This is a genomic window from Acinetobacter tandoii DSM 14970 = CIP 107469, assembly GCF_000400735.1.
GTDB lineage: Bacteria > Pseudomonadota > Gammaproteobacteria > Pseudomonadales > Moraxellaceae > Acinetobacter > Acinetobacter tandoii.
In genome coordinates, this window is sequence record NZ_KE007371.1 from 443,443 (window position 1) to 469,151 (window position 25,709).

Consider the following 25,709-nt stretch of genomic DNA (forward strand, 5'->3'; position numbering starts at 1 on the left):
GGCATTTTCTATGAGATCATGCCCTCATCTATTTCTTTATTTTATATATCCTGAGTTACTTAAGCATTGGTTGTCTTGAGTTAAGCAAAGTCATTTTTTCGCAATGATTTGTGCCAGGACAATCCTTCCCTCTTGTAGGTTTTTTCCTTGATTCTGCGCCATGATTTTAAAATCAGCCCCCAGTAGTATGTGAAACCCCAGGGAGGGTAAGCCTTCCTTTTGTAACTTTTCAGCCAGAGACACAAACCATGTACGTGCACTTTCGGTTGTATCTAACCAGTCAGTAATTGTAAAACCTGCTTCTTGGAGTAGCTGACGTAGCTCATTTGGCTGTACCAGAAAGCTGGTATTTGCTGTGCGCGCCCATGGCACCGGAAAAAGGACAGGACCCGATGGGCCTGCAAGAACATCATAAATTGCTAGTGTGCCATCTGGTTTTAGCACCCGATACATTTCCTGATACAGACGAGCTTTATCCAAGATATTCATTGCCACATGTTCTGTCCAGACGACGTCAAAGGTCTGATCGGGAAATGGAAGTTGGGTCGCATCTCCTTGGTGATAATCAACTTGGTGCGCAAGACCAATCTTGGTAGAAAGCATTCTCGCAGCACGACAGTATTCTTCTGTGAGGTCAATGCCTGTGACGTGACAGCCGAATTCTTTTGCAAGACAACGCGAAGTTCCACCAATACCGCTACCGACATCCAGTACATGTTTTGTTGCGTCAAGTCCAGCAGCGTGGGCAAGCTCCAGAGTGGCTATTCGTCCTCGGATATGAAACTCATCAATAGGTGCCAGATCTTCGGGTGTTAGCTGGTTGATGTTCTTACCTGCTTTTTCCAATGCGTTCAGGATGATGTCTCCCAAATCGGGACGTGTATAGTGCATTTGGATTGTTTGATTGACACGAGATTGCATAAATATGATCCTCCTCGTGTTGACTGTAAGTGATAGGACATATTGACTCTATGACTGAAGAAAGGTGTGAAAATATCTGTTTTTATTCAGTATTTAATTGTGCTTATTTGATTATGCTAGTCGGGCGAGTATTCAATATGTTGTCATTAATTCGCGTTTTGTACCACAATCATAACAAATCACAAGATCTGAAAATAGGGACATACATAGTGCCACTGTATCTAATAGTTACCAGTCTCAGATTGCCATTGAGTCTAATGAAAAAAACAGTAAAGAAGATGTTGAGTGATATTAGCGGAACTTTAATACGTGAGTGATCGCTTTGTTGGTCGTTGCTGAATTTGTGATTGATTTTGAGTACATCATAATGATGTACATTAAGCAGGCAGTTTGCAAAGTGTTAAGGCATGATTGTTGAATAATGAAAAAATTTATTCAAAGTGGTTTTAAATTTGGAGGTTATTTTTCTTCTGCCAGAACAATAATGTGAAACATAGAAGTGCCATAGCCATACCAAAACCGCTCACTGCCAAATTTAAGCCCCATAGATCGGCACTGTAACCGACTGCAATAATCGGTACGATAGTCCCCAAATAACCTATAAACAAATAGGTCGAAATGACCGCAGCACGATTGTGTGGGGTGGTCATTTGATGAATCAGACCAAAAGACCCCATGATACCCAAACCATGCCCCAAGCCAACGCCAATATCACTGATAAAAAACAAAAGACTCCAATGCGTTTGCATACAGATAGCTAGGAGTAGACAACTGCCCATCAGCAGGATCAAACCATAATTTAAGCTACGTGCTGCGGGTAACGATTTGGCAAAAAACTGAACCAGTGCAGAAATAAACAGAATGCTGGAAATGGCCAGACCACTGACCAAAGGACCATGCCAAGGAATCAGATCTTTGACAAAAGATGCTGACAGTGAAGCAAACAGACTGAATGCGCCAAAAGCACAAAATGCAGTTAAACCTGCAATAAAAAAATGAATACGTGCTGAGGCGACAGGAAGTTCCAAATGCGGTGCAATCGAAAAGGCTTGTGCTTGAAAAGTCGGTGGCTTTAAGCGAAAGAGACCGATCAAACAGAGCATTGCCCCCGCAATCACTGGGAGATAAGGTACCAGTAATGGCAATGCTGAAAATTGAGCAATTACACCGCCAATCAAGGGGCCTAAAGCAAAGCCGATGACAGTAATAATGGAACTTATCTGAGGTGCATGAGGTTTATAACGGTCTGGAATAGTGAGCATTAGGCCTAACATGGCGGAAGTACTGATCAGTCCTGATGCAATCCCAATAATAAAACGTCCTAAGCCGAGCGAAATCGCTGTATGGGCAAAAACAGAAAGGACTAATCCCGTAATGACAAATCCTAAACCGACTTGTAGCGTGCGCAAAAAACCAAAGCTGTTACTGGCGCGGCCGAAAAACAACAGTGTTGCTAAACAACCAAACATATAAGCAACGAAAATATAGGTAATCTGACTGGGCAATAAATGCCACAGTTCTTGATAAATCGGATACAGCGGGCTGGCTAAAGCTGTACCGATAGTGCCCATAATCAAGGCAAGGCTGACCATGATAAATGGATGCCAAGTTTGAGCGTTTGTCATGAAGCCAACCAAAAATGAGTGCACATCGCTAGGCTATAAAAGGTAAACAATGAGCAAAAAGAAGACGTGCTTTGCAGTGTACTGGTGATGTGCTTCTTTGGTCAATTTACCCACTATAAAAACTTAGGTATAACGTTTAAGTAACTTCATAAATTCAATCAGTTCTTGTTCATTAACCTCTGCATGCTCCCCAATAACATGATGGCGCAGATGTGCTTCGATTAATTCGTTCATTAGACCGTTAACGGCGCCTTTAATTGCAGCAGCCTGTTGTAATATTGCGATGCATTCTGCATCGGGCTGCTGTAATGACTGCTCAACAGCATTCAATTGACCCTGTAAACGCTTAACGCGGTTTAAAATCTTTTTATCTTGATGCAAATGGCCCACACACTGCTCCAAAAATAAATATACTATGGGGGAGTATATTTGAAATGACCTAAAATGAATATTTTCCCATCTTCACGCAGTCACACCCATCAATTTGATGAAGGTAATCCGCTCGCACAAAAACGTATTTTACTGGCCACTATTCTAACGGCAGTCATGATGTTATTAGAAGTGATTGGCGGCTGGATTTTTAATTCGATGGCATTACTCGCCGATGGCTGGCACATGAGTTCGCATATGTTGGCATTGGGGCTGGCTTATTTTGCTTATCGTGCGGCTCGTCATTATGCCCAAGATCATCGTTTTAGCTTTGGTACGTGGAAAATTGAAATTTTAGCGGGATATAGCAGCGCAATTTTACTGTTAGTGGTTGCAATTTTTATGGCATTTCAGTCGGTAGAACGACTGATTCATCCTATTGATATTCAATATAATCAAGCGATTCCGATTGCAATTTTAGGCTTGGTCGTGAACTTGATTTGTGCATGGTTGTTACATGATGGTCACCATCACCATCACCATCACCATCACCATCACCATCACCATCACGAAGAATCGGCTCATTCGCATCATCACGAGCATGATTTGAATCAAAAAGCAGCTTTTTTACATGTGGTTGCCGATGCCGTGACTTCGGTCTTTGCTATTGTTGCTCTTTTTGCTGGGAAATACATGGGGTGGTCATTCCTTGATGCTTTATTAGGGATTTTAGGGGCAATTTTGGTCGCACGTTGGGCTGTGGGATTGATGCGGGACACGGCGAAAACCCTATTAGATGCAGAAATGAATCATCCTGTCGTGGAGGAAATCCGTGAGGTGATTCATGATTTGCCAGTTGTTGTTGAAGTGACCGATTTACATGTCTGGAAAGTCGCCAAAGGTAAGTTTGCCTGTATTTTGGCATTGAACAGCCCTTCTCCATTAACGGCGGATGAAGTGCGTGCCGCTTTATCAATTCATGAAGAAATTGTACATATCTCGGTAGAAATTAATTCATTTGATGTTGCCGTTTAAGTTCCACGTGAAACACTCAGGTATTTGTTTTACCAAATACCTGATAAAAATTATTAATCAGCACCATAATTCGGATTAAACTGATTCACTTTTATAACTTACGTGAACGAGCAGAATTCATGTTGAAAAGAACAATGGTTGCGATGCTGGCAGGTTTCATTTCTTGGTCTAGTTTTGCGAGTGTCGAGACTGTAAAAACCAATTTAGCCAAACAACATCCAGATTTGAAAATTGAGAATATTCAAAGCACGGAAATGCCAGGTATCTATAGTGGTTCTATGGATGGTCAAGTGGTTTATGTTGGAGAAAATGCCCAACATATTTTAGTGGGATCGATGATTCGGTTGAAAGATCAGCACAACCTGACCAAAGACTTAATTGTAAAACAGAACTCGGTTGATTGGAAAAAATTGCCATTACAAGATGCGGTGAAAACGGTGCGGGGTAATGGTAAACGCCAATTGGCGATCTTTTCTGACCCAAATTGCCCGTATTGTAAGCAACTTGAGGCTGAATTAAAAAAACTGGATAACGTGACCATTTATACTTTTATTTATCCAATCAAGCCACAATCGGTTGCGCCGTCTAAAGCGGTGTATTGTGAAAAAGATCAAAGTTATGCTTGGGAAAACTTGATTGCTAAAGGGATTGCTCCTACGGGTAATAAAAGCTGTGCCAATCCCATTGAGCGTAATTTGAAATTAGGTCAATCTCTTGGTGTAAATGGTACACCTACGTTGATTTTCTCGAATGGTTTTAAAGCGGCGGGTGGCTTCCCTGCCGAGCAAATTGAACTCATTTGGAAAGAGTTTGGTTTGTAATGAGATAGAAATTAATTTTAAAAAAAGCCTTTTCATGGTTCACATGAACAGGCTTTTTTGTGCGAAAAATTAAGCGCGGGATTTTTTCACAATAAGGTTATAAATAAACAAAATAATAATCGCGCCAATCACTGAGGCAATAAAGCCAGCAGCTACATTGTCGGCATACAACCCGAGCATGCGTCCACCGTAAGTTGCGAGTAAAGAACCTGCGATCCCTAACAGGGTGGTAACGAAGAAGCCTGCCTTATCATCGCCAGGATGAAGTGCACGGGCAATCAGACCTGCAATAAAACCTACCACAATTGCAACAATGAGTGACCACATAAGTATTCTCCTTGTTCTTGTTTTGAATCAATGATTTTGACGTACTGCTTATTATTTTGGAGAAAAGGGTTGGAATTAAACAGAAGATCTGCAAAAAACTGTGGTGTTTTTGTGTGAGGGATTTATAGCAAAAAGACATAAAAAAACCTTCTAAACCCCGAGCAATGCGGGAGATAGAAGGCTGAATATTGGGTTATTCGACGCTAAGCTTAGAGACCAATTTCACCAATAAAAGGAATATGGCGATATTTTTGATCGTAGTCGAGACCATAGCCGACAATAAATTTATCTTCGACTTCAAAGCCTAAGAATTTTACCTCTAAATCAATTTCACGGCGTGAAGGTTTGCTCACGAGTGTACACAATTCAATTGAGTTGGGTTCACGTGTTTGCAAGATTTCAAGCACTTTGCTTAAGGTATGCCCTGAGTCAATAATATCTTCAACAACAAGGACATCTTTACCACGAATTTCGCCATCTAAGTCTTTTAGAATGCGTACATCACGGCTTGAAACGGTTGATTTGCCATAGCTCGAAACTGTCATAAAGTCGAGTTCATGTGGTTTTTCAATTGTTCGGCATAAATCAGCCATAAAAATAACGGAACCACGTAATAAGCCTATTAAGACAAGTTCTTTATCACTTTGGGCATAGTGGGCATTAATTTTAGCACCAAGCTCTTGCACTTTTGCTTGGATCTCTTCAGCTGAAATCATTACGCTCATTTGAACGGTCATGGGCAGATACCTAAAAATCAAAAATAAAAAAGGCGTTGACCTGCAACACCTCAAAATATGCGTTTATTTTAATACATCTTCTATCGAGATGCATCTTTTGTTGTATGTTTTTTGCTCGCACCATGACTGTCGTGTCGAAGTATGATCGTGCCTGCAAGCAGCAGCAGGCACAGTTTTAACTTGGATATTGGAGGTGTAATGGCGTTATTTTGGTTGGACATACGCCGCTTGACCATATACATAAGTTGCGTGAATATTACGGTCATCCCCCATCGTCATGAGGGCAAATAAAGCATCTTCAATGCCTTTGGCATGTTGTTGACGCAATGCCTGCAAGGCAGTTGCTTGTAGGTCGAGTACGATAAAATCAGCTTCTTTGCCGATATCAAAATTACCTAATTGCTGTTCAAGGCTTAATGCTTTGGCCCCCCCTAACGTGGCGTGGTAAAGCGATTCAAAAGCAGACAGTTTGTTGCCTTGCAATTGCTGTACCTTATAGGCTTCATTTAGCGTCTGGAGTTGGTTGAAGGATGTTCCTGCACCAATATCGGTGCCCAAACCGACTTTCACTTGTTTTTCCCATGTCTTCTTCAAGGGGAATAAACCACTACCGAGAAACAGGTTGGAGGTTGGACAAAAAGCAATAGCTGAATCCGTGGCATGCATGCAATCCCATTCACTGTCTTCTAAATGCACGCAGTGAGCAAAGACCGAACGTGAACCTGTCAGTCCATAATGATGATAAACATCCAGATAACCTTGCTGTGCAGGGAATAATTCTTTGACCCATGCAATTTCATTCTTATTTTCACTTAAATGGGTATGTACATAGACATCTGGATATTCGGCTTTAAGTTGCCCAGCGAGTTGTAATTGTTCAGGTGTGGAGGTGGGTGCAAAACGAGGTGTAATTGCGTATAGCGCACGCCCCTGCCCGTGCCATTTTTCAATCAGTGCCTTAGAGTCTGTATAAGCACGTTCAGGCGTGTCGCATAAAGCTTCGGGTGCATGGCGGTCCATCATGACTTTGCCTGCAATGAGACGCATCTGGTGGCGTTGTGCAGCTTCAAACAGAGCATCTACCGATTCAGGATGCACGGTACAAAACACCAACGCTGTAGTTGTGCCATTTTTTAACAGTTCTTGCACAAAGAATTCAGCAATTTTTGCAGCATATTCAGGGTTTTGAAACTGCATTTCGGTAGGGAAAGTATAGGTGTTGAGCCATTCAAGCAGTTGCTCACCATAGGCACCCACCATTTCCATCTGCGGAAAATGGATATGGGTATCAATAAAACCTGGCACAATCAACTTTTCAGGATAATGTTGGATTTCGACACCTTCTGGCAAATGTGCTGCTGCATCTTGCCAAGCACCAAACCATTGAATTTTTCCAGCTTCACTGATTAGCACGCCATCTTCTATATAACGTACTTGCTCGGCGATGTCCGCGGCTTGCGTAACTAAATTTTGGATATCTAAAAAACGACCACGAACGACGGTGGTCTGCAACAATGAAGACATGGAAAAACCCTATAACTTTTACTTTTTTCGGTTGATTGTACCTGAAAATGACTGACTAAACTGTATAACCTTTACGGCATCTCATTTTGCTCAAATACAATAAGGAAGTTTTTTTGCAGCCGAAGTACAAATGAGATGAAGAGAAAAAGCCGTTTGAATTTTGAGTTTTGCAGAAGTCGAAAAGACAGATTCAGCGAACTGAATCTGTCTTCTTTAAAATCAATTCATCAGGCTTAAGCCGATGGATTTTCTTGTTTTTTATTGTGACGAATCGACAGCCACGCGGTAATGCTTAATACAATCACGATAAAGCCGAGTGAAATCCAAATTGGCATGTGGAAGACATCCAGCATCAACATCTTAAAGCCGATGAATAACAGGATAATCCCGAGACCATATGGGAGGTAATGCATCTTCGATGCAGCGCCAGAGAGCAAGAAGAACATGGCACGCAGACCTAAAATAGCCATCAGGTTTGCTGTTAAGACAATAAACGGATCACTGGTGACAGCAAAAATCGCAGGAATTGAGTCTACTGCAAAAATTACATCAGACGCTTCAACCAGTACCAACACCAAGAATAATGGCGTAAACCACAACACGCCATTTTGACGAACAAAGAATTTATCGCCTTGCAGTTGGGGTGTAATACGCAAATGTTTACGTAACCATTTCAATAATGCCATGTTCTCGATATCGGGTTCGTCATCCTGCCCTTTTAGGAACTTAAAGCCTGTGTAAACCAAGAATGCGCCGAACAGATATAGAATCCAAGAGAATTCTTGGACAAACCATGCTCCAATAAAAATAAAGATCGTCCGCAGTACAATTGCGCCGAGTACACCGTAGAGCAAAATTTTACGTTGTAATGCTGGTGGAATCGCAAAAGCCGCAAAAATCATGAGCCAAACAAAGACATTGTCAATCGCAAGGGATTTTTCCAGTAAATAACCTGCGATATATTCCATGGTTTTTTGGTTAGCAATTGCAACCCCCACAGTTTGTTGTAAATACAGCCAGAGACCGCCTGCGAATAACATCGCCACAGTGACCCAAGCAATACTCCAATAGGCTGCAGTTTTAATGGCAACTTGTTGCCCTTGTTTTTGTTTAAATCCGAGAAAGTCGATCAACAGCATGATAATTACAATGCCGAAGAAGACCAAATACAGCCATAAATTGCCGATAGATTCCATAAAAATCCTCCACATCTGGCAATTGGCCACAAAAAAACCTTGACCTGTTGCCAGATGAAATAAACATCTGTGTCAACATGATCAAGGTCTTGCCTACATTACCTTAGGTAATGCTCAGATACCGACTTTTTTCAAAGTGTAATGACGATATTCTGACACGTCAGCACAGAGTACTGTAGCTGACGTCTGGAGGAGGCTACTCCCCTTGTTCAAATTCTGTATTGGATTGAATCCAAATGATGTGGCAAGAATCGCATATTTTATATAAAAGTGCAAATTTAACGCGAATGTGATCGATGTAAATTATGAGATGCCTGCCCTGAAGTTGAAAGAAAAGTTTATTCTTTATCTTAGGTTTAAAGTTTAGGGTCTAAATGGAACTGTATTGTCGTATTGAGCGATCACTTTGGCCAACAACGAACCACAAAGCATTAATACGAAATAAATTAACATGCCGCTACTCCTGTGCGTACCATCTGTTTAGCATAGAAATAAATAGGCGTGAGCTTCATCCCTTGAACTAGGGATTTCCTGCTTAAGGTGTAACCAGATTTTAAACTTTGGTCGAAAAATGGCTGTTTTTTCTACGGTGCTTATGGCATGTTAACTGCAATGCATCTACTTAGAGGAAAGCGCAGTATGCAATTCCAACACCATAATAATGCCGAAAAAGGTGAGTTTTTTCTAAATGATGCTGAGGGGCAACGTATTGCTGAAATTACGTATGTTTGGCGTGATGCATCTACGATTGTTGCTGACCATACTTGGGTAGATGATTGTTTACGTGGTCAAGGTGTGGCACGTCAGTTGTTGGATGTCTTGGTCGAATACGCACGCGAAAAACAGTTAAAAATTGTGCCTGTGTGTAGTTATGTTGATGTGATGTTTAAACGTGATCAAAGTTTGTTGGATGTCGCGGCTTAATACAGTCATCGTATTTTATTGTACTTTAAGGATTACAACTTAATGAGAACAACATGGTTACGTCGCCTGAACAGTGTGTTTAAGCAGTTGAATTGACGTAAATGAAGACGCTTTTATCTCTTGTCTTATGTAGTTTGCTCTCCCCTTTAGTATTTGCCGAAGATTGTGCAAAACTTGAGGAAAAGGCAGGACAAAAAGAAGTCCAGATGATTCCACGTTGGGGCATGAAAGTGATTGCCCCATCACGTGTCTATTTTCACTCTGCACCCAGTGATGCCTGTAAAATCAAGGATCTGTTCATTATAAAAAATGATTTTATTACCGCTTATAGCACTTATGATGATGGCAAAGAACAATGGGTTTCGATCATGTATATGAGCAAGCGTTTGGGTGACACAGTACAAGGTTGGGCAAAACTAAAAGACTTTGAATATACGGGCACGATGTCCGCTTTTTAGTTGGAGAACCTTAAAAAAACCCGCAATCTAATCTGCGGGTTTTTTGAGAGTAGTAAGCGTTTATTCTGCATTTAAAGCATGAATCAATTTTTGGTGTAAGCCACCAAACCCACCGTTGGACATAATCACCACGGCATCGCCCTCACCTGCTTCAGTCACCACGGTTTGAATAATATCTTCAAGGGAACGCGCCACAATCGCTTTGTTAGATGCTGCATCAATCACAGGTTGTAAGTCCCAATCCAAACCTTCAGGTTGATACCAGATCACTTCATCTGCCAGACGTGCTGAATATGCCAGTCCATCTTTATGGCTACCCATACGCATGGTGTTTGAACGTGGTTCAATGATTGCCCAAAGTTTACGTTCACCTAAACGTTTACGTGCACCTTCCAGTGTGGTGTCAATTGCAGTTGGATGATGGGCAAAGTCATCGTAGACTTCAACACCACGTACAGTCCCTAAGAGTTCCATACGACGCTTTACACCGCCGAAATGAGATAGTGCTTCACATGCAGTTTCAATGCTTACACCCACGTGTTCAGCTGCAGCAATCGTGGCTAAAGCATTTGCCACCGAATGTTGCCCTGTCATGTTCCATTTCACTTCGCCTTTGACTACACCGTATTGTAATACTTTAAAGTGTGAACCATCTGCTGAAAGCTGTTCTGCATACAGTGCTGCATGAGGCTGTGCTGTTAAAGATGTGCGTACCACAGGTGTCCAACAGCCCATTTCCAATACTTCATCAATGTTGCTTTCAGTAATTGGGGCAATAATGCGACCTTCACTTGGGATGGTACGGACTAAATGATGGAATTGTTTCTGAATGGCAGCCAAATCATCAAAAATGTCGGCATGGTCAAATTCAAGGTTGTTTAAAATGGCAGTTTTTGGATGGTAATGCACAAACTTGGAACGTTTGTCGAAAAATGCCGAATCGTATTCATCCGCTTCAACACAGAAATATTTTCCGCCACCTAAGCGAGCACTTTCAGAGAAACCTAAAGGCACACCGCCAATTAAAAAGCCTGGTTCTAAGCCTGCCTGATCCAATACCCACGCCAACATGGTGGTGGTGGTGGTTTTACCATGAGTCCCAGCAACTCCAAGGACATGTTTACCTTGCAAGACATGATCTGCAAGGAATTGTGGCCCTGAAATATAGGGTAAACCTTGATTGAGCATATATTCAACCGCGTCAATTCCGCGTTTCATGGCATTGCCGACAATGACTAAATCAGGGTGCGGTTGTAAATGGCTACGATCATAGCCTTGCATTAAAGTAATGCCTGCATTTTCCAGTTGAGTGGACATAGGTGGATAAACGTTCAGATCTGAACCTGTCACCTTATGTCCTAAATCTCGCGCTAATAACGCCAATGAACCCATAAAGGTGCCGCAAATACCCAAAATATGCAGATGCATTGATCTTTAACTCCACTGCTTTTTGACACAACACTTCATGATTGGTGTTGTTGTCAGAATTGATTCGATTTGACAGCAACGATATCAAGGCTCTTAGGGAAAAGATAGTTTTTCTTGTATCAATTTAGACAGTTCACTCATGACAAATTTCATCAAGATTAAAGTTGATAAAATTACCTAAAGAAAGCACTTTGACTTATACTTTTGAGCCTATTTTAGGTCTTAGTTGTGAATGTGGTGTAATGATGAATACCATGCTGATTCCGTTTGCATTGTTAGTAATATCCAATTGTTTTATGACATTGGCTTGGTACGGTCATCTAAAATTTTTACATGGTGCACCCTTGTGGCAAGCCATTTTATTTGGCTGGTTAATTGCCCTATTAGAATATGCTTTTATGATTCCTGCCACTCGTCTCTTGGCACAGGATGGCTGGTCTGTAGGGCAAATGAAAATTACCCAAGAAGTCATGACTTTATTGGTTTTTGTCCCATTTATGATTTATCTGTTTAAACAACCATTTAAGTTAGATTATCTTTGGGCGGGCTTGTGTTTATTAGGTTGTGTGTATTTCGTATTTAGAAGTCAATAATTGCTTTCAGGGCTGTTAAAGTTGTAGTGAGTGGTTTTCAGAGATGATGTAAAAAACTTACTGCAACCAGTTTGCTATAGAACGGTCAAACTATCACTTTGAGTGGCTGATTTTTTCATCAAGGGAATCATTTCCTTATTTTTATCGAAAAAAAACTAAAAATATCTCGCTCTAGCCCTGCTTAAGTTTTGGAGAGATGAAAAAGCAGTCTATAATATGGGGCTTCTGAACCATTTAAAGCTTGGCTCTCGTCGAGATTTATCCTCCTTCACTCTAGTCTCTGGAACATTAGCAATGAATGCGGCCGCAGCACAAGACGCTCAACCCCTCGTAGGAATTATCATGGGTTCTCAATCTGATTGGGCGACTCTCGAACACACTGCCAATATGCTTAAGCAACTTGGTGTCCCATTTGAAGCTGAAGTGGTTTCTGCACACCGTACCCCAGATCGTTTATTTGAATATGCTGAAACTGCACGTGATCGCGGAATTCAAGTGATTATTGCAGGCGCAGGCGGCGCAGCACATTTACCAGGTATGTGCGCGGCAAAAACCGACTTACCAGTCTTGGGTGTACCTGTAAAATCTTCTATTTTAAATGGTGTTGACTCACTGCTTTCAATTGTACAAATGCCAGCAGGTATTGCAGTTGGTACTTTAGCAATTGGCCCTGCGGGTGCAACCAATGCTGCAATTATGGCAGCACAGATTCTTGGTTTGACGCGTCCAGAGATTGCTGAAAATGTAGCAAATTTCCGTGCAGCACAAACGGAAAAAGTGGCAAGCAACAATATTCCGGGTCAAGCTTAAAACGGGACACAGTTATGAACAAAACCATCGGTATTTTTGGTGGTGGTCAGTTGGGTCGTATGATGGCGCAAGCTGCTTTACCACTCAATATTCAATGTACCTTCTATGAAGCAGATACAGACTGCCCTTCCGCAGCTTTAGGTCAGGTGATTTCAAGTCAGACTGAACAAGGTCTGCAACAGTTTATTCAAAGCGCAGACGTGTTTAGTCTGGAATTTGAAAATACGCCATTGGCTGATGTCGATCTTTTGACGCAAAGCAAAGCCATTCACCCGCCACGTCAAGCTTTAGCGACTGCACAAAATCGTTTAATGGAAAAAGCCTTATTCGACCAATTGCAGATTCCTGTTGCGCCGTATCAAGCCGTGGATTCTTTAGCAAGTTTACAGCAAGCTGTTAAGACGCTAGGTTTACCATTGGTGCTGAAAACAGCCACTGGCGGTTATGACGGTAAAGGTCAGTTTGTATTGCGCAGTGAAGATCAAATTGAGCAAGCGTGGGCTGAATTGGGTCCAGCAAAAAGCTTGATTGCAGAAAGTTTTGTGACTTTCTCGCGTGAAGTTTCCATCATTGCAGTACGTGGTCAGGATGGTGAAGTAAAAACTTGGCCTTTGGCTGAAAATCATCACCATCACGGGATCTTATCGCATTCGATTGTTCCTGCACCTAACAGTGCTGATTTACAACCTGTGGCACAAGACTACATTACCCGCTTACTCAATCATCTGAACTATGTGGGTGTACTGACGTTGGAATTGTTTGTGACAGAACAAGGCCTATTTGCCAATGAAATGGCACCACGAGTACATAACTCAGGTCATTGGTCGATTGAAGGTGCAGTCTGCTCGCAATTTGAAAATCATATTCGTGCAGTTGCAGGCCTACCTTTAGGTTCAACCGAAGTGGTCCGCCCTACTGTGATGATCAATATCATTGGACAATATCCAAAATCAGAACAGGTTTTGGCGTTAAATGGCGCGCATCTGCATTTGTACAACAAAACAGAACGTGCAGGTCGTAAGATTGGTCACATTACTTTAATGCCAAATGACAGCACTCAATTGACCACTTTATGCCGCCAATTGGCGAAAATTTTGCCTGTGCCTTTAGCATTAAGCGAAGATATGACCATTTAAATCCTGAACTGTTTAGCAAAAAAGCGATCACTCTGTGGATCGCTTTTTTTATGTCAATGACTCAGGCATGCTACGCGACCCTGTATTGAAGTATTGCCTTTTATCGTAAATTTTAGCTTTTTGTTGTGTCTGGTTTGAATAAAAAATAAGCTGTATGTGGTATTTTTGGTTGTTAAAAAATAATAAAAACTTTGAATTTAAAACTGAGGTTGGGTGAAAGTTTTGAATTTAAATACAGTGTAAATCATCAATTGTGGATAAAATAATTTGAATTTAAAATCGATGAGCATTTTTAAATTCATTTTTTTAAATTTAAAAGTGCGAGTTATGAATTTAAATCGGCATTTTTGAATTCAAAAATCGCGATTAAAGTTCATGACTCATGCTGAGTCTACTTGATTTGTTAGTGTGTGTGCTTTGAATTTAAAAAATACGGCTGTGGATAACATCTTTTAAATTCAAATTTCTGGTTTTAAATTTAAAGTGGTGCTTTTGAATTTAAATTAAAGCGTGATTTGGGTTGCAGATAACTATTTTTGAATTTAAAAGTAAAATATGAATTTAAAATTAAGAAAATGAATTCAAATTTTACGTTTCTTATCTGTCAATTTTGTACTGGAATGTTAAGGTAAGCGCATAATTTGAATTTAAAACGAAAGTGATGATGAAACGAATTAATTATTTTATTTTTGGATCCATTTTTTGGTTTGCGGCACCATCCCATGCGGAATTGATTATTAATGGTCAGCCTTCTTCTGTTTCGACTTATAATAATAACTTAACAAACCAAAGTGCTTACAGTGCTGAGAATAATTTTCAAGCTTGCTTGTCAAATTTGCGTAGTCAAGCACTTGCTGCAGGTGTTAGTGCGAGTACTTATGATCGTTATACCCAAAATTTGACGCCTGATTATAGCGTGATCGAGAAGTTAAATTATCAACCTGAATTTTCGACTCCAATTTGGGATTATTTGTCAGGTCTGGTCGATGATGAGCGAGTGGAAATGGGGCGCCAAAAATTAGTCCAGCACCGTGAGGTTCTGAATCGCGTTGCCCAAGCTTATGGTGTACCTGCTGAAACGGTGGTGGCAGTCTGGGGCGTTGAAAGTAATTTTGGTAATATTTCAGGCAGTTATCCTTTATTACAGGCTCTCGGTACTTTAAGTTGTGAAGGCCGCCGCCAAAGTTATTTCCGTGGTGAGTTTTTTGCCACTATGCGTATTTTACAGCGTGGTGATTTAAGCGAAGAACAATTACGTGGTTCGTGGGCAGGAGCATTTGGTCATACGCAGTTTATGCCGTCTACCTATGAAGAATTAGCGGTTGATTTTGATGGCGATGGTCGCCGTGATTTGGTCTTGAGTACCTCAGATGCACTGGCTTCGACCGCCAATTTCTTGACTAAGCGTGGTTGGCAAACAGGTATGCCTTGGGGCTTTGAGGTAACGACACCTGCAAGTTTGTCTATTTCAGGTGAAGGGCGCCGTAATAAGAAAAGTTTGTCTTACTGGATGAATCAAGGACTGACACGTGCGGATGGTAGTGCCTTAATTCAGGGGAATCTGTCTGAAAGCACCCCAGCTGGATTAATGGCACCCGCTGGAGAAAACGGACCTAAATTCCTAGTTTTTAAGAACTTTGATGCTATTTATAGTTATAACGCAGCTGAAAGTTATGCTTTAGCGATTGCGCATTTATCGGATCGCTTACAGGGCAAAGGCAATTTCCGACAAGGTTGGCCGACCAATGATGCAGGTACATCTCGTGCAGAACGTCGTGAAATTCAGCAATATTTACTTAATCGTGGTTATGATATTGGTAAAGTAGATGGTTTGATTGGTGATAAAACCCGACAAGCGATTCGTGATGAACAGATTCGTATGGGTTTAAATCCGACTGGACGAGCAGGGCAACAGACTTTGCAGGCCTTTCGTAATGAAAATGCCAAATTAATGATGAAGTAAAACGGAAAGATGACGGTGCGGGTGTACCGTCATCACATTTTAGGTGCTTTATTCGACTTCAATTGGATCGAGTTTCACCGCTTCTAAAATATCAAAAATTACAGTAGTGACATCCTGGCTTAAATCGCGGTTATTAAAAATTTCATGTGCGCTAATGGTGACATCTGTGTCGCTTGGCAGTAGACGTTGTTCTTCTTCAATCAGGTGTTGAATTGGCAGCAAAGTCTGCTTAATTTCTAAATGCAAGATATCCTGAAATTCAATATTTTCATCTTCCAGTTCAATTTCTTGCTCATTGAAATATGGCAGAATAATAGAGTGGAGATAAGGCTGAATTTCAATAATATCAAACAATTCCAAATCACGAGTTTGTTCAATTGTGCTGATATGATCATTCACTTCAATGAGAATATGGTAGTAACTCACATTGTTCTCCGCTCAGTTTGCTGTGTGGATGGTTCTATCACAATAGCATGAAATCCAATCTTTTGCTGCGCAAATCAAGCAAAAAGCCTTATAAAGTTTAAGGGTATTTTTCACAAGGTTATTGGCGTGCAGCCAATAACTGTAAATCTGCAGCTCTGAGCCTAAAATGCTGTAAATCTTGTTCTCCCAAAATAGGGTACATCAGGGCTTGAGAGTCATTATGGTGTGCCAGTCCTAGTGCATGGCCTAATTCATGTGCGATGGTTAGTCTCAGATCATCATTTCCATCAAATTGGTAGATTTCAATTTTATTGCCCATAAACACGCCTTTATGGAATTCACGTGCTGGGAAACGTCGTTGGGCTTGCATGATTTCCTTATTCAGCTGTTGAATACTCAAGTTGTGTTGATCGACCTGCTGATTAAAGTTTTGATTTTGTTGTTGAAAATAAGCAGCTTCTTGTTCGAACTGTGCAATTTTGTATTGTAGTTGAGCGAGTTGGTTACGTAAATTTTGTTGTTGTTCCGCGGACTGCGCTTGAGCTTGTTGGCTCTGTAAATAGCGATATTCGGCTTCCAGTTGTTGTTGTTGCTGTTCTAAACGATGTTGTGTGAAATCCAGTTGAGTTCTGGCGCGTTCAATATTGTCTGAAGAGCGATTGTTTTGATTTTTGCTCTTATCTAGTTTTTGTTGGGTTTGTTTTAACGCATTTGCATCTTGCTGGCGCTGATCATAGATCAGTTCAATGCTGAGTTTTGCATTCGGATCGTAAACAAACAGAGTTTGTTGTGTACCTTGATGCCAGATTTCAAGAGCTTCTTGGCTCAATTGTATAACCTGTGCTTGAGTAAGACCAAAACGTGGATCTACATTGCCAATTTTAAAGCGTAGTCGTTGATCAAAGGGGTGCAGTAACCGATCTGACCAGGCATTATAGCGTAATTGATAATGTGCATGGCTTTGGTAGCTGAGCCAGAGTATCGCTAAGAAGAGTAGGATGAATCCAAGTCGATGCATAAATCATTTTTCTTTTTCATTTGTGTGTAATGTAGCGAAAAGTGTGTGGTGTGGAAATATATGCTTCCTCTAAAAATAAAAAAAACCGCGCGTAAGCGCGGTTTTTTTAAAGAGACAAATTATTTTTTGTCATCTTTTACTTCAGTAAATTCAGCATCTACAACGCCATCATCAGCTTTTTGTTGACCTGCATCGCCACCTTGGAATGCATTTGGATCAAAGCCTTCAGCACCACCAGCTTGTTGTGCTTGTTCATAAGCACGTTGAGTGATAGGCATCAAGATGTTTTGTAAAGCTTCAGTTTTCGCTTTGATATCTTCAACATCATTTTCTTTGGTTGCTGCTTCTAGCTCAGAAACGGCAGTGCTTACCGCTGTTTTTTCATCTTCAGTCACTTTGTCACCAAGATCTTTAACAGCTTTGTTTGAGCTTGAAATTAATGCATCAGCTTCGTTACGAGCTTTTGCAAGTTCTTCAAACTTACGATCTTCTTCAGCATTCGCTTCAGCATCTTTGATCATTGCTTCGATTTCAGCATCAGACAAACCTGAGTTTGCTTTAATCTGGATCGATTGCTCTTTACCAGTGCTCTTATCTTTAGCAGATACTTTCAAGATACCATCAGCATTGATGTCGAAAGATACTTCAATTTGTGGCACACCGCGTGGAGCAGGCGGAATGTCACCTAATTGGAAGTTACCCAACAATTTGTTTTGTTGAGCCATCTTACGTTCACCTTGGTAAACAGAAATGTCTACAGCAGGCTGGTTGTCAGCAGCAGTAGAGAACACTTGTGATTTCTTCGCAGGAATCGTCGTGTTTTTCTCAATGATTGGTGTTAATACACCACCCATTGTTTCAATACCTAAAGTTAATGGCGTTACGTCTAATAAAAGAACGTCAGTTTTGTCACCAGACAATACCGCACCTTGAATCGCAGCACCGATTGCAACTGCTTCGTCAGGGTTCACATCTTTACGTGGCTCTTTACCAAAGAATTCTTGTACTTTTTGTTGTACAAGTGGCATACGAGACTGACCACCCACCAAGATTACGTCAGAGATGTCAGAAGTCGAAAGACCAGCATCTTTAAGCGCAATACGGCAAGGCTCAATTGTACGAGCAACTAAATCAGCAACTAAACCTTCAAGTTTTGCACGAGTTACGTTGATCACTAAGTGTTTAGGACCAGTTGCATCAGCCGTGATATATGGAAGGTTAATTTCAGTTGCATTTGATGAAGAAAGCTCAATTTTTGCTTTTTCAGCAGCTTCTTTCAAACGTTGTAACGCAAGTGGATCATTTTTCAAGTTCACACTTTGTTCTTTCTTAAATTCTTCAACCAAGAATTCAATCAATGCGTTATCAAAGTCTTCACCACCAAGGAAAGTATCACCGTTTGTTGATAACACTTCGATTTGTTGGTCGCCATCAAGATCTGCGATTTCAATGATTGATACGTCAAAAGTACCACCACCTAAGTCGTAAACTGCAACTTTACGGTCGCCTTCTTTTTTGTCCATACCGAACGCAAGTGCCGCAGCAGTTGGTTCGTTAATGATACGTTTAACATCTAAACCAGCGATTTTACCCGCATCTTTAGTTGCTTGACGTTGAGCATCGTTAAAGTAAGCAGGAACAGTAATAACTGCTTCAGTAACTGTTTCACCTAAATAGTCTTCTGCAGTTTTCTTCATCTTTTTCAAGATTTCAGCAGAAACCTGTTGAGGCGCTAATTTTTTATCGTTTACTTCAACCCAAGCATCGCCATTGTCTGCTTTGATGATTTTGTAAGGTACAAGACCGATATCTTTTTGTACCGCCTGGTCTTCATAACGACGACCAATTAAACGCTTAATCGCGAATAATGTGTTTTTAGGGTTAGTCACTGCTTGACGTTTAGCAGATTGACCAACCAAGATTTCACCATCTTTATATGCAATGATTGATGGAGTTGTACGAGCGCCTTCGGCGTTCTCGATTACTTTAACTTTGTCGCCTTCAAGTACAGCAACGCATGAGTTTGTTGTACCTAAGTCAATACCAATGATTTTAGCCATTAGATCTGTTCCTCAAAAATTCTTGTGCAATGTTTTTGCTTGTTATCCGATATGAGAGCCGTTCAAAATTTTTCAAGTTATTTTTCTGAAAATTTTTCACAAACTCCCGTATTTATAGGGTTTATGCGCCTACCATCACCATAGCAGGGCGAAGTAAACGACCATTTAAGGTGTAACCTTTCTGTAAAACGGTGCCAATTTCGTTCGCTTTGGCATTTGGATCAATGCCGACAGCTTGGTGTAAATCTGCATTGAAACCGCTTTGTGTATCTGCTTCAACCACACCAAATTTTTCAAGTGTTGTGAGTAAAGATTTCAAGGTAAGTTTTACGCCTTCAAGTACAGGGGTTTCTTCTTCACCTGCGGCTTGAATGGCACGTTCTAAATTGTCGACAGAGTCGAGTAATTCTTTGGCAAACTTTTCAAGCACAGTTTCCTTATGCTTTTCAGCTTCACGTTGAATACGCTCAACACTCTTTTGTGCTTCATAAACGGCATTTGCTGTACGGGCTTTTTCTAATTTCAAGCTTTCTTCAAGTTTGCCGATTTGCGCTTGTAAATCTTCAACGCTAAGCTCGTTTGCTTGCTCTACACCTTCAGCTTGAGTTTGTTCTGTCTGTTGCTCATTTTGAATGTCTTGAGCTTGCTCATTGTGCTCATTAGCCATTGATGATCTCCGTTGAAAAAAGTTCTTAAACATGTACAGTCCTTTGGTGTCAGTGTTCACTGGTTAAATCTGAACTGTCATGAGTGATGAAATTCATGATTAGTAAAAGAGGTCGGGGCAGGAATGCAAAATTCAAGTTGCATACCTGATTAAATTTGCACTATTTCTATTTTTTCTCAGATAAATTGAAGTGTTGAATTACAAATGCGATGAATTCTTGCGTTTTTTTACTTAAATGGCGACGAGACGAATACACCACAGACAGTTGCATTTGTGGCAGGGCGTAGTCGGGCAGAATCTGATGTAGCCGATTTTGATTCAGCTCAGTTTGTACCAATGCGGTTGGTAACATGGCGATGCCTTGAGCCTGTTTGCACATCTCTAATAATGCATAGGCATCATTGCTTTTGATCACACTATGCAAGTTATAGTTTTGGGGGTGTTGATTCGGAGCGTTCAGCGTCCAAACTGAATGCATACTGTGATGGGTCAGGCAGGTATGTTGTAACAGCTGTTCAGGATGTTGAATCTCGGGCGCTTGAGCCAAATAATCGGGGTGTGCGCATAAAACAGAGTCAATCGGAAACAGCGGACGGGCAATTAAACCTTCAGCTATTTTAGGGCTAATCCGAAAGGCTAAATCGATTTGGGCATCAATTAAATCGAGTGTGTCTTCGGTAATCACAATATCAAATTGTACAAATGGAAATTGCTCACGAAAGCGTTGAATACATTCGGCTAAACCATTTTGTAGCAAAAACAACCCCGTGGTCAGTCGAATCATTCCTGTTTGTTGTTGATCTTGTGTCATATCCAACAGCAATTGCTGTTGTTGCAAAATATTTTCACAGTAATGCAGCGCCTGCTCGCCAGCAGCCGTAAGTGAGATTTTACGGGTATTGCGATGAAACAATCGGGTCGAAAAATGATTTTCCAGATGTTCAAGGTAGCGAGATACCATGGCGCGTGAAACATTGAGATGGTCTGCAGCTTTGGTCAGACTGCCTTGCTGGGCAATACAGACAAAGACTTGAATGGCTTTTAGGGTATCCATATTTATGTTTATTGTTGCGTATATTGTAACAGTTTATCTTAAGTTGAGCTGTTTATTTGTCATAAACTGAAATTTAAAGTATTCAAAATCAAATAAGAGATGAATACCATGCAAACCAAGTTTTATGCCCTTGCCTTAACTGCTTTAGCACTTAGCTCGACTGCCTATGCGCAAGACCTAAAAATTCACACCTATTTAGCTAAGCCTGAACATTTTGGCGTGACATCTACCCTTATTGAAGGGGATAACGAAGTCATGTTGGTGAATGCTCAATTTTCTAAATCGGAAGCTTTACGTATCGCAGCAGAGATTTTAGACAGCGGTAAAACTTTAAAAACGATTTTTGTGAGTTATGGCGATCCTGACTTCTATTTTGGTTTGGATGTTTTTAAACAATATTTTCCAAACGTAAAAATCATTGCAACACCTGAAACCGTGCAACATATTCAGGCAACGCAAGCCCTGAAAGTGCAGTACTGGGGACCACAAATGGGCGTGAATGCACCCAGCAAAATTATTGTGCCAGAGGTATATACTCCCAAAACATTAACGCTCGAAGATGAAGTGATTGCAATTAAGGGGCAAAAGGAACTGACTTATTTATGGATTCCAAGTGCTAAAGCAGTTGTAGGCGGTATTCCAGTCTCTTCTGGGATTCATTTATGGATGGCGGATACTCCTACAACAAAAGATCGTAACGAAGTGGTACAGGCATTAGAAAGTATCAAATCATTAAAACCGAATGTTGTTGTTCCAGCACACATGAAAGCGGGTGCAACAGAAGGATTGGATGCGGTTAACTTTTCTATCGATTATTTGAAGCAATATGAGAAAGCCGCGAAAAATAGCAAAAATTCTGCACAGTTAATTCAAAGCATGCAGCAACAATATCCAGATTTGGCCGAGTCCGGCAACCTAGCATTGGGCGCTAAAGTAGTGAAAAGTGAGATGAAATGGCCTTAAGCAGTTGAGAGTAAAAAACGATCAAGTTAAACGAAATTAAATATTTCACAAGCACTACAGATTTTTTTAAGCGAGAGCTTAGTAATCGCGGCTGTAGTTTCTGATAAGCATGTCGGAGTCTGTTTTTAAGCTTATTCAACCTTTGAATAAGCTTTTTTTTGGGGAAATTGTTGAGAGTTATGACTTTTTATAGATTTAGTAGCATAGAAACGTTATGGGCAAGTTATTTTGTAAATACTTGGCAACAGCAGTAAGTTTTTTCATTTCAATATCTTTTAACAAAATTTGTTTTTTTAATTGTGTTTGGCTAGAACGATGTACTTTATACGATTAAAAATAATCACTTAATTGATTTTTTTATTCTCATAGAATAAAAGAAACGTCTCAATCAGCTTAATAAAACATTGCAGAATGCAACCAACAAATAAAAAACGCTCACCATATATGTGCGCAATTCATTGAAAAAAAATGAATGATGACTTGGCAAAACTAAAGATTGGTTTTTGCATTTTTTATTTGAAAAGGAACAATGTATGAAAAAAGTCGGTTTATTTTCTATTTCTATGTTAGCTATTTCAGTGCTTGCAGTGGGTTGTGCTTCAAAAGATCCTGTACAAGCGACTGAAACAGCTCAAATGTCGACTGGAGCAGAAGTGGGTGCACAAGGACAAGTTGGGATTGCTGCGCAAGCAGATGGCTCTGCAAACATGAATGCTCCACAGGCTCAAATGAATGATATGCAGGGTCAACCACAATCGATTCAACAATAATGCTGATGTTGTTGAGTTGAAAAACCGCATATTTAGAGTAAAAGACAGTACTTGAATGAGGTGTACTGTCTGAATCAATTGATGCTCTTATTAATTAAGGATGTGTTAAGGAGCTCAACTTTTGTATTGATGATTTTGACTTGAACTTGCAGAAACAATGTTAATGACAATATGCTTAAAGCAGATTAGCTTTGTTGCAAAAGCCATACTTTAAGGTTGAACATCTTTAGTAAAGTTTGACCGAAAAATAAAACAACAAGGAATGAGTCGTTTATGGGCATATCAATACAAAAAGTGATGGAACAAAATCAAGGTACAGCAGCGCGACTACTCGACAAGTTGCCTAACTTTGTACAGGAGAATATCGTCAAGGCTTTAGCCTATCCTTATCACTACCCCGAATTAGACTCTTTTCTTAAATGTCTGGTTGCTGTTCAATATAAACAAAATAAAACAGGCTTTATTTCTGCAGATGCACAGCACTCTCGTAAAGTCTTTGAATTGCAGAGCCAGCTTATTGTAGGAAAATCGACAGCCATAAAACAAGTCGAAGATTTACGCTTACCTTTGCAAAGTGGAACTATTTTTGCGCGTCACTATCATCCTGCACCCAATAAAAAACTTCCGATGCTGGTGTTTTATCATGGAGGAGGTTTTGTCGTTGGTAGTATCGATAGTTATGATGAAGTGTGTCGTTTATTGGCTGTACATGCGCATGTACAATTGCTCAGTATAGATTATCCCTTAGCACCAGAAGCCTCACCGTATCAAATTGTACAAAGTTGTGAAGATGCCTTGGCATGGGTATACCAAAATCGAAAACAACTCAAAATTTTAAAAAATCGTATAGCCGTTGCTGGTGACAGTGCAGGCGGCAATTTAAGTGCGGTGGTTGCGCAACGTAGTATAGGTAAAGCCTATGCACCGCAAGTCCAGTTTCTAATTTACCCAGCATTAGACTTTAAGAGTCGTCATCCTTCCTTTTTTGCTTATAAAGATGGTCTAGTCTTAACTGGAGATGATGTCGATACTGTGACCGCACATTATGCCACTCAGCATCAGGTTGCTTTGGATGATCCAATTATTTCCCCGACTTATGGTAGTTTAAGAAAATTAGCATCCGCCTTTGTTGTTACGGCAGGGCATGATGTACTGCATGATGAAGCCGAGATCTATGCCCATAAGCTACGACATCATGGTGTCTCCGTGGCTTATCATGATTATCCAAGTATGACTCATGGTTTCATTAACATGGTAGGCTTATCGCGGACTGCAAAGAAGAACTACATCGAAATGAGTAAGAAATTCAGAAAATTTTGGGATAAACACAGTTAAAGTAAGACATAAATAAAGTGTTCTAAATATTTGAATATCCATGCATAAATTTAAAACAATGATTTAGATGTTATAAATAGAAAGTTTAAAAGTATCTGAATTTAAAGAGTTGTGTTAAATATAACCAAATATAAAACAGCATTATAGGAACCCCCAACATGTTAAAACAGAGCCTCGCGTTATTGACTGCTGCTACATTCAGTGTGTGTACCTATGCAGCTAATACTCTGGTGGAAATGAAAACATCAATGGGAAATATTGAAATTGAGCTATTTAATGATAAGGCACCAGTTTCAGCCAAAAACTTTGAAGACTACGCAAAAGCAAATTTCTATAACGGTACTATTTTTCACCGTGTCATTCCTGGGTTTATGATTCAGGGCGGAGGAATGGATACCAATATGGTCGAAAAGCCAACCAAGGCACCTATCAAAAACGAATCTTCAAATGGTTTAAAGAATACGCGTGGCACATTAGCGATGGCACGGACCAATAACCCAAACTCGGCTACCAGCCAATTCTTTATTAATGTCGTAGACAATGATTTTTTAAATAAAGGGTCTATGAATGCAGGTTATGCGGTCTTTGGTAAAGTGACGAAGGGAATGGATGTGGTCGATAAAATTGTAAAAGTACCGACTGCGAGCTATGGAATGCACCAAGATGTACCGAAACAACCTGTGAAAATTCTCAGTGTGAATATTAAGTAAGCAAGCACTGCTAAATCATTAAAAAAATAGCAGAAATATATTTATTTGCATTTCTGCTTTATAATTAATGGGTTATGTGGTTTTTTTGTTTATTGGTGAGCTAAAATGGTGCATAAAAATACAACACTCAATAAAACAGCCAGTTAAAAGTGCTTGCACTGAAAATAAAACCATATAGAATGCACCCCATACCGACGAGATAGACGGAAATGAACGAAGTGCGAAGCACTGAGTTGTTGAGTTTATTGAGTCCAGCATCTAATACTGACGAGGTATTAGATAGATCATTAAGAGATTATGAAGAACAACTTGTGTGGATTTTTACTGATTGATTGATCGAAATTATTTTCATTGATTGATGGTAGAAATTACTCGAAGTTTATTTGAGAAATTAATGTCAGAAAATTGATGAGCCAGATTTGGTGTTTAGAATAAAGCACTATTGATTTTAAACTGAAGAGTTTGATCATGGCTCAGATTGAACGCTGGCGGCAGGCTTAACACATGCAAGTCGAGCGGAGGGAGGTGCCTTGGACACTAGCCTAGCGGCGGACGGGTGAGTAATGCTTAGGAATCTGCCTATTAGTGGGGGACAACATTCCGAAAGGGATGCTAATACCGCATACGCCCTACGGGGGAAAGCAGGGGATCTTCGGACCTTGCGCTAATAGATGAGCCTAAGTCGGATTAGCTAGTTGGTGGGGTAAAGGCCTACCAAGGCGACGATCTGTAGCGGGTCTGAGAGGATGATCCGCCACACTGGGACTGAGACACGGCCCAGACTCCTACGGGAGGCAGCAGTGGGGAATATTGGACAATGGGCGGAAGCCTGATCCAGC

Annotated in this window: 25 protein-coding genes and 1 rRNA gene; 13 read left to right on the forward strand and 13 right to left on the reverse strand. The window is 40.5% G+C overall.

The annotated features are described in order from the left end of the window. Positions 1 to 90: 90 nt before the first annotated feature. The 3 genes from I593_RS17765 to I593_RS17775 all read right to left on the reverse strand — a co-directional run bounded on the left by I593_RS17765 (position 91) and on the right by I593_RS17775 (position 2,936). On the reverse strand, positions 91 to 921 hold the full coding sequence (locus I593_RS17765; RefSeq protein ID WP_016168951.1) for a class I SAM-dependent methyltransferase: 831 nt from the start codon (positions 919 to 921) through the stop codon (positions 91 to 93). Between the two features lie 446 nt (positions 922 to 1,367). Beyond that, positions 1,368 to 2,546 (reverse strand): MFS transporter, encoded by a 1,179-nt coding sequence (locus I593_RS17770; RefSeq protein WP_026441190.1) that lies wholly within the window; start codon positions 2,544 to 2,546, stop codon positions 1,368 to 1,370. Positions 2,547 to 2,669: 123 nt separating this feature from the next. Then, the gene (locus I593_RS17775; protein WP_016168953.1) at positions 2,670 to 2,936 is read right to left on the reverse strand and encodes a metal/formaldehyde-sensitive transcriptional repressor; all 267 of its coding nucleotides are present in this window, start codon (positions 2,934 to 2,936) and stop codon (positions 2,670 to 2,672) included. Between the two features lie 54 nt (positions 2,937 to 2,990). On the opposite strand from I593_RS17775, the gene dmeF reads away from it, so the two are divergent. Next, a complete protein-coding gene (dmeF, locus tag I593_RS17780) occupies positions 2,991 to 3,950 on the forward strand; it encodes a CDF family Co(II)/Ni(II) efflux transporter DmeF (RefSeq protein WP_016168954.1) in 960 nt (319 codons plus the stop codon). Between the two features lie 119 nt (positions 3,951 to 4,069). Next, entirely contained in the window at positions 4,070 to 4,771 is a 702-nt protein-coding gene (locus I593_RS17785; protein WP_016168955.1) for a DsbC family protein, read from the forward strand. Positions 4,772 to 4,840: 69 nt separating this feature from the next. Here the strand turns inward: I593_RS17785 and I593_RS17790 are convergent, their stop codons facing one another. The 4 genes from I593_RS17790 to I593_RS17805 form a co-directional block, all read right to left on the reverse strand. After that, positions 4,841 to 5,098: a GlsB/YeaQ/YmgE family stress response membrane protein gene (locus I593_RS17790; RefSeq protein WP_016168956.1), complete on the reverse strand. Its 258-nt coding sequence runs from the start codon at positions 5,096 to 5,098 to the stop codon at positions 4,841 to 4,843. A gap of 209 nt (positions 5,099 to 5,307) precedes the next feature. Next, positions 5,308 to 5,835 carry a hypoxanthine phosphoribosyltransferase gene (hpt, locus tag I593_RS17795; RefSeq protein WP_016168957.1) on the reverse strand — a complete coding sequence of 176 codons (528 nt, stop codon included), beginning with the start codon at positions 5,833 to 5,835 and terminating at the stop codon, positions 5,308 to 5,310. Between the two features lie 204 nt (positions 5,836 to 6,039). Beyond that, positions 6,040 to 7,359, reverse strand: a complete 1,320-nt coding sequence (guaD, locus tag I593_RS17800; protein ID WP_016168958.1) for a guanine deaminase — start codon at positions 7,357 to 7,359, stop codon at positions 6,040 to 6,042. 233 nt (positions 7,360 to 7,592) lie between these two features. Continuing rightward, positions 7,593 to 8,555 carry a TerC family protein gene (locus I593_RS17805; protein WP_016168959.1) on the reverse strand — a complete coding sequence of 321 codons (963 nt, stop codon included), beginning with the start codon at positions 8,553 to 8,555 and terminating at the stop codon, positions 7,593 to 7,595. A gap of 639 nt (positions 8,556 to 9,194) precedes the next feature. On the opposite strand from I593_RS17805, the gene I593_RS17810 reads away from it, so the two are divergent. Continuing rightward, on the forward strand, positions 9,195 to 9,479 hold the full coding sequence (locus I593_RS17810; RefSeq protein ID WP_016168960.1) for a GNAT family N-acetyltransferase: 285 nt from the start codon (positions 9,195 to 9,197) through the stop codon (positions 9,477 to 9,479). Between the two features lie 101 nt (positions 9,480 to 9,580). Continuing rightward, positions 9,581 to 9,937, forward strand: coding sequence for a hypothetical protein (locus I593_RS17815; protein WP_016168961.1), 357 nt, complete (start codon positions 9,581 to 9,583; stop codon positions 9,935 to 9,937). Between the two features lie 60 nt (positions 9,938 to 9,997). Here the strand turns inward: I593_RS17815 and mpl are convergent, their stop codons facing one another. After that, positions 9,998 to 11,365 carry a UDP-N-acetylmuramate:L-alanyl-gamma-D-glutamyl-meso-diaminopimelate ligase gene (mpl, locus tag I593_RS17820; RefSeq protein WP_016168962.1) on the reverse strand — a complete coding sequence of 456 codons (1,368 nt, stop codon included), beginning with the start codon at positions 11,363 to 11,365 and terminating at the stop codon, positions 9,998 to 10,000. A 254-nt stretch (positions 11,366 to 11,619) separates the two neighbouring features. Here mpl and I593_RS17825 point away from each other — a divergent pair, with 254 nt between their 5' ends. From I593_RS17825 to I593_RS17840, 4 genes are all read left to right on the forward strand, one after another. Continuing rightward, positions 11,620 to 11,958 carry a DMT family protein gene (locus tag I593_RS17825; protein WP_026441189.1) on the forward strand — a complete coding sequence of 113 codons (339 nt, stop codon included), beginning with the start codon at positions 11,620 to 11,622 and terminating at the stop codon, positions 11,956 to 11,958. Between the two features lie 294 nt (positions 11,959 to 12,252). Beyond that, positions 12,253 to 12,768, forward strand: coding sequence for a 5-(carboxyamino)imidazole ribonucleotide mutase (gene purE, locus I593_RS17830; protein ID WP_026441188.1), 516 nt, complete (start codon positions 12,253 to 12,255; stop codon positions 12,766 to 12,768). A 14-nt stretch (positions 12,769 to 12,782) separates the two neighbouring features. Further along, the gene (locus I593_RS17835) at positions 12,783 to 13,904 is read left to right on the forward strand and encodes a 5-(carboxyamino)imidazole ribonucleotide synthase (RefSeq protein WP_016168965.1); all 1,122 of its coding nucleotides are present in this window, start codon (positions 12,783 to 12,785) and stop codon (positions 13,902 to 13,904) included. A gap of 664 nt (positions 13,905 to 14,568) precedes the next feature. Further along, complete coding sequence (locus tag I593_RS17840; RefSeq protein ID WP_026441187.1) at positions 14,569 to 15,867, forward strand: lytic murein transglycosylase; 1,299 nt, start codon at positions 14,569 to 14,571, stop codon at positions 15,865 to 15,867. 48 nt (positions 15,868 to 15,915) lie between these two features. Here I593_RS17840 and I593_RS17845 read toward each other — a convergent pair whose 3' ends face one another. The 5 genes from I593_RS17845 to I593_RS17865 form a co-directional block, all read right to left on the reverse strand. Further along, positions 15,916 to 16,293, reverse strand: coding sequence for a hypothetical protein (locus tag I593_RS17845; protein WP_016168967.1), 378 nt, complete (start codon positions 16,291 to 16,293; stop codon positions 15,916 to 15,918). A 118-nt stretch (positions 16,294 to 16,411) separates the two neighbouring features. Next, positions 16,412 to 17,311: a matrixin family metalloprotease gene (locus I593_RS17850; RefSeq protein WP_016168968.1), complete on the reverse strand. Its 900-nt coding sequence runs from the start codon at positions 17,309 to 17,311 to the stop codon at positions 16,412 to 16,414. 119 nt (positions 17,312 to 17,430) lie between these two features. After that, positions 17,431 to 19,371, reverse strand: a complete 1,941-nt coding sequence (dnaK, locus tag I593_RS17855) for a molecular chaperone DnaK (RefSeq protein WP_016168969.1) — start codon at positions 19,369 to 19,371, stop codon at positions 17,431 to 17,433. Between the two features lie 121 nt (positions 19,372 to 19,492). Continuing rightward, a complete protein-coding gene (gene grpE, locus I593_RS17860; RefSeq protein ID WP_016168970.1) occupies positions 19,493 to 20,038 on the reverse strand; it encodes a nucleotide exchange factor GrpE in 546 nt (181 codons plus the stop codon). Between the two features lie 166 nt (positions 20,039 to 20,204). Beyond that, complete coding sequence (locus I593_RS17865; RefSeq protein ID WP_016168971.1) at positions 20,205 to 21,092, reverse strand: LysR family transcriptional regulator; 888 nt, start codon at positions 21,090 to 21,092, stop codon at positions 20,205 to 20,207. Positions 21,093 to 21,200: 108 nt separating this feature from the next. Here I593_RS17865 and I593_RS17870 point away from each other — a divergent pair, with 108 nt between their 5' ends. The 5 genes from I593_RS17870 to I593_RS17890 all read left to right on the forward strand — a co-directional run. Continuing rightward, the gene (locus tag I593_RS17870; protein WP_016168972.1) at positions 21,201 to 22,055 is read left to right on the forward strand and encodes an MBL fold metallo-hydrolase; all 855 of its coding nucleotides are present in this window, start codon (positions 21,201 to 21,203) and stop codon (positions 22,053 to 22,055) included. A gap of 533 nt (positions 22,056 to 22,588) precedes the next feature. Then, entirely contained in the window at positions 22,589 to 22,825 is a 237-nt protein-coding gene (locus tag I593_RS17875; protein WP_016168973.1) for a hypothetical protein, read from the forward strand. Positions 22,826 to 23,098: 273 nt separating this feature from the next. Continuing rightward, entirely contained in the window at positions 23,099 to 24,160 is a 1,062-nt protein-coding gene (locus I593_RS17880; protein ID WP_016168974.1) for an alpha/beta hydrolase, read from the forward strand. A gap of 158 nt (positions 24,161 to 24,318) precedes the next feature. Beyond that, positions 24,319 to 24,870 carry a peptidylprolyl isomerase gene (locus I593_RS17885; RefSeq protein WP_016168975.1) on the forward strand — a complete coding sequence of 184 codons (552 nt, stop codon included), beginning with the start codon at positions 24,319 to 24,321 and terminating at the stop codon, positions 24,868 to 24,870. 450 nt (positions 24,871 to 25,320) lie between these two features. Beyond that, a 16S ribosomal RNA gene (locus I593_RS17890) occupies positions 25,321 to 25,709 on the forward strand; the annotation flags it as partial.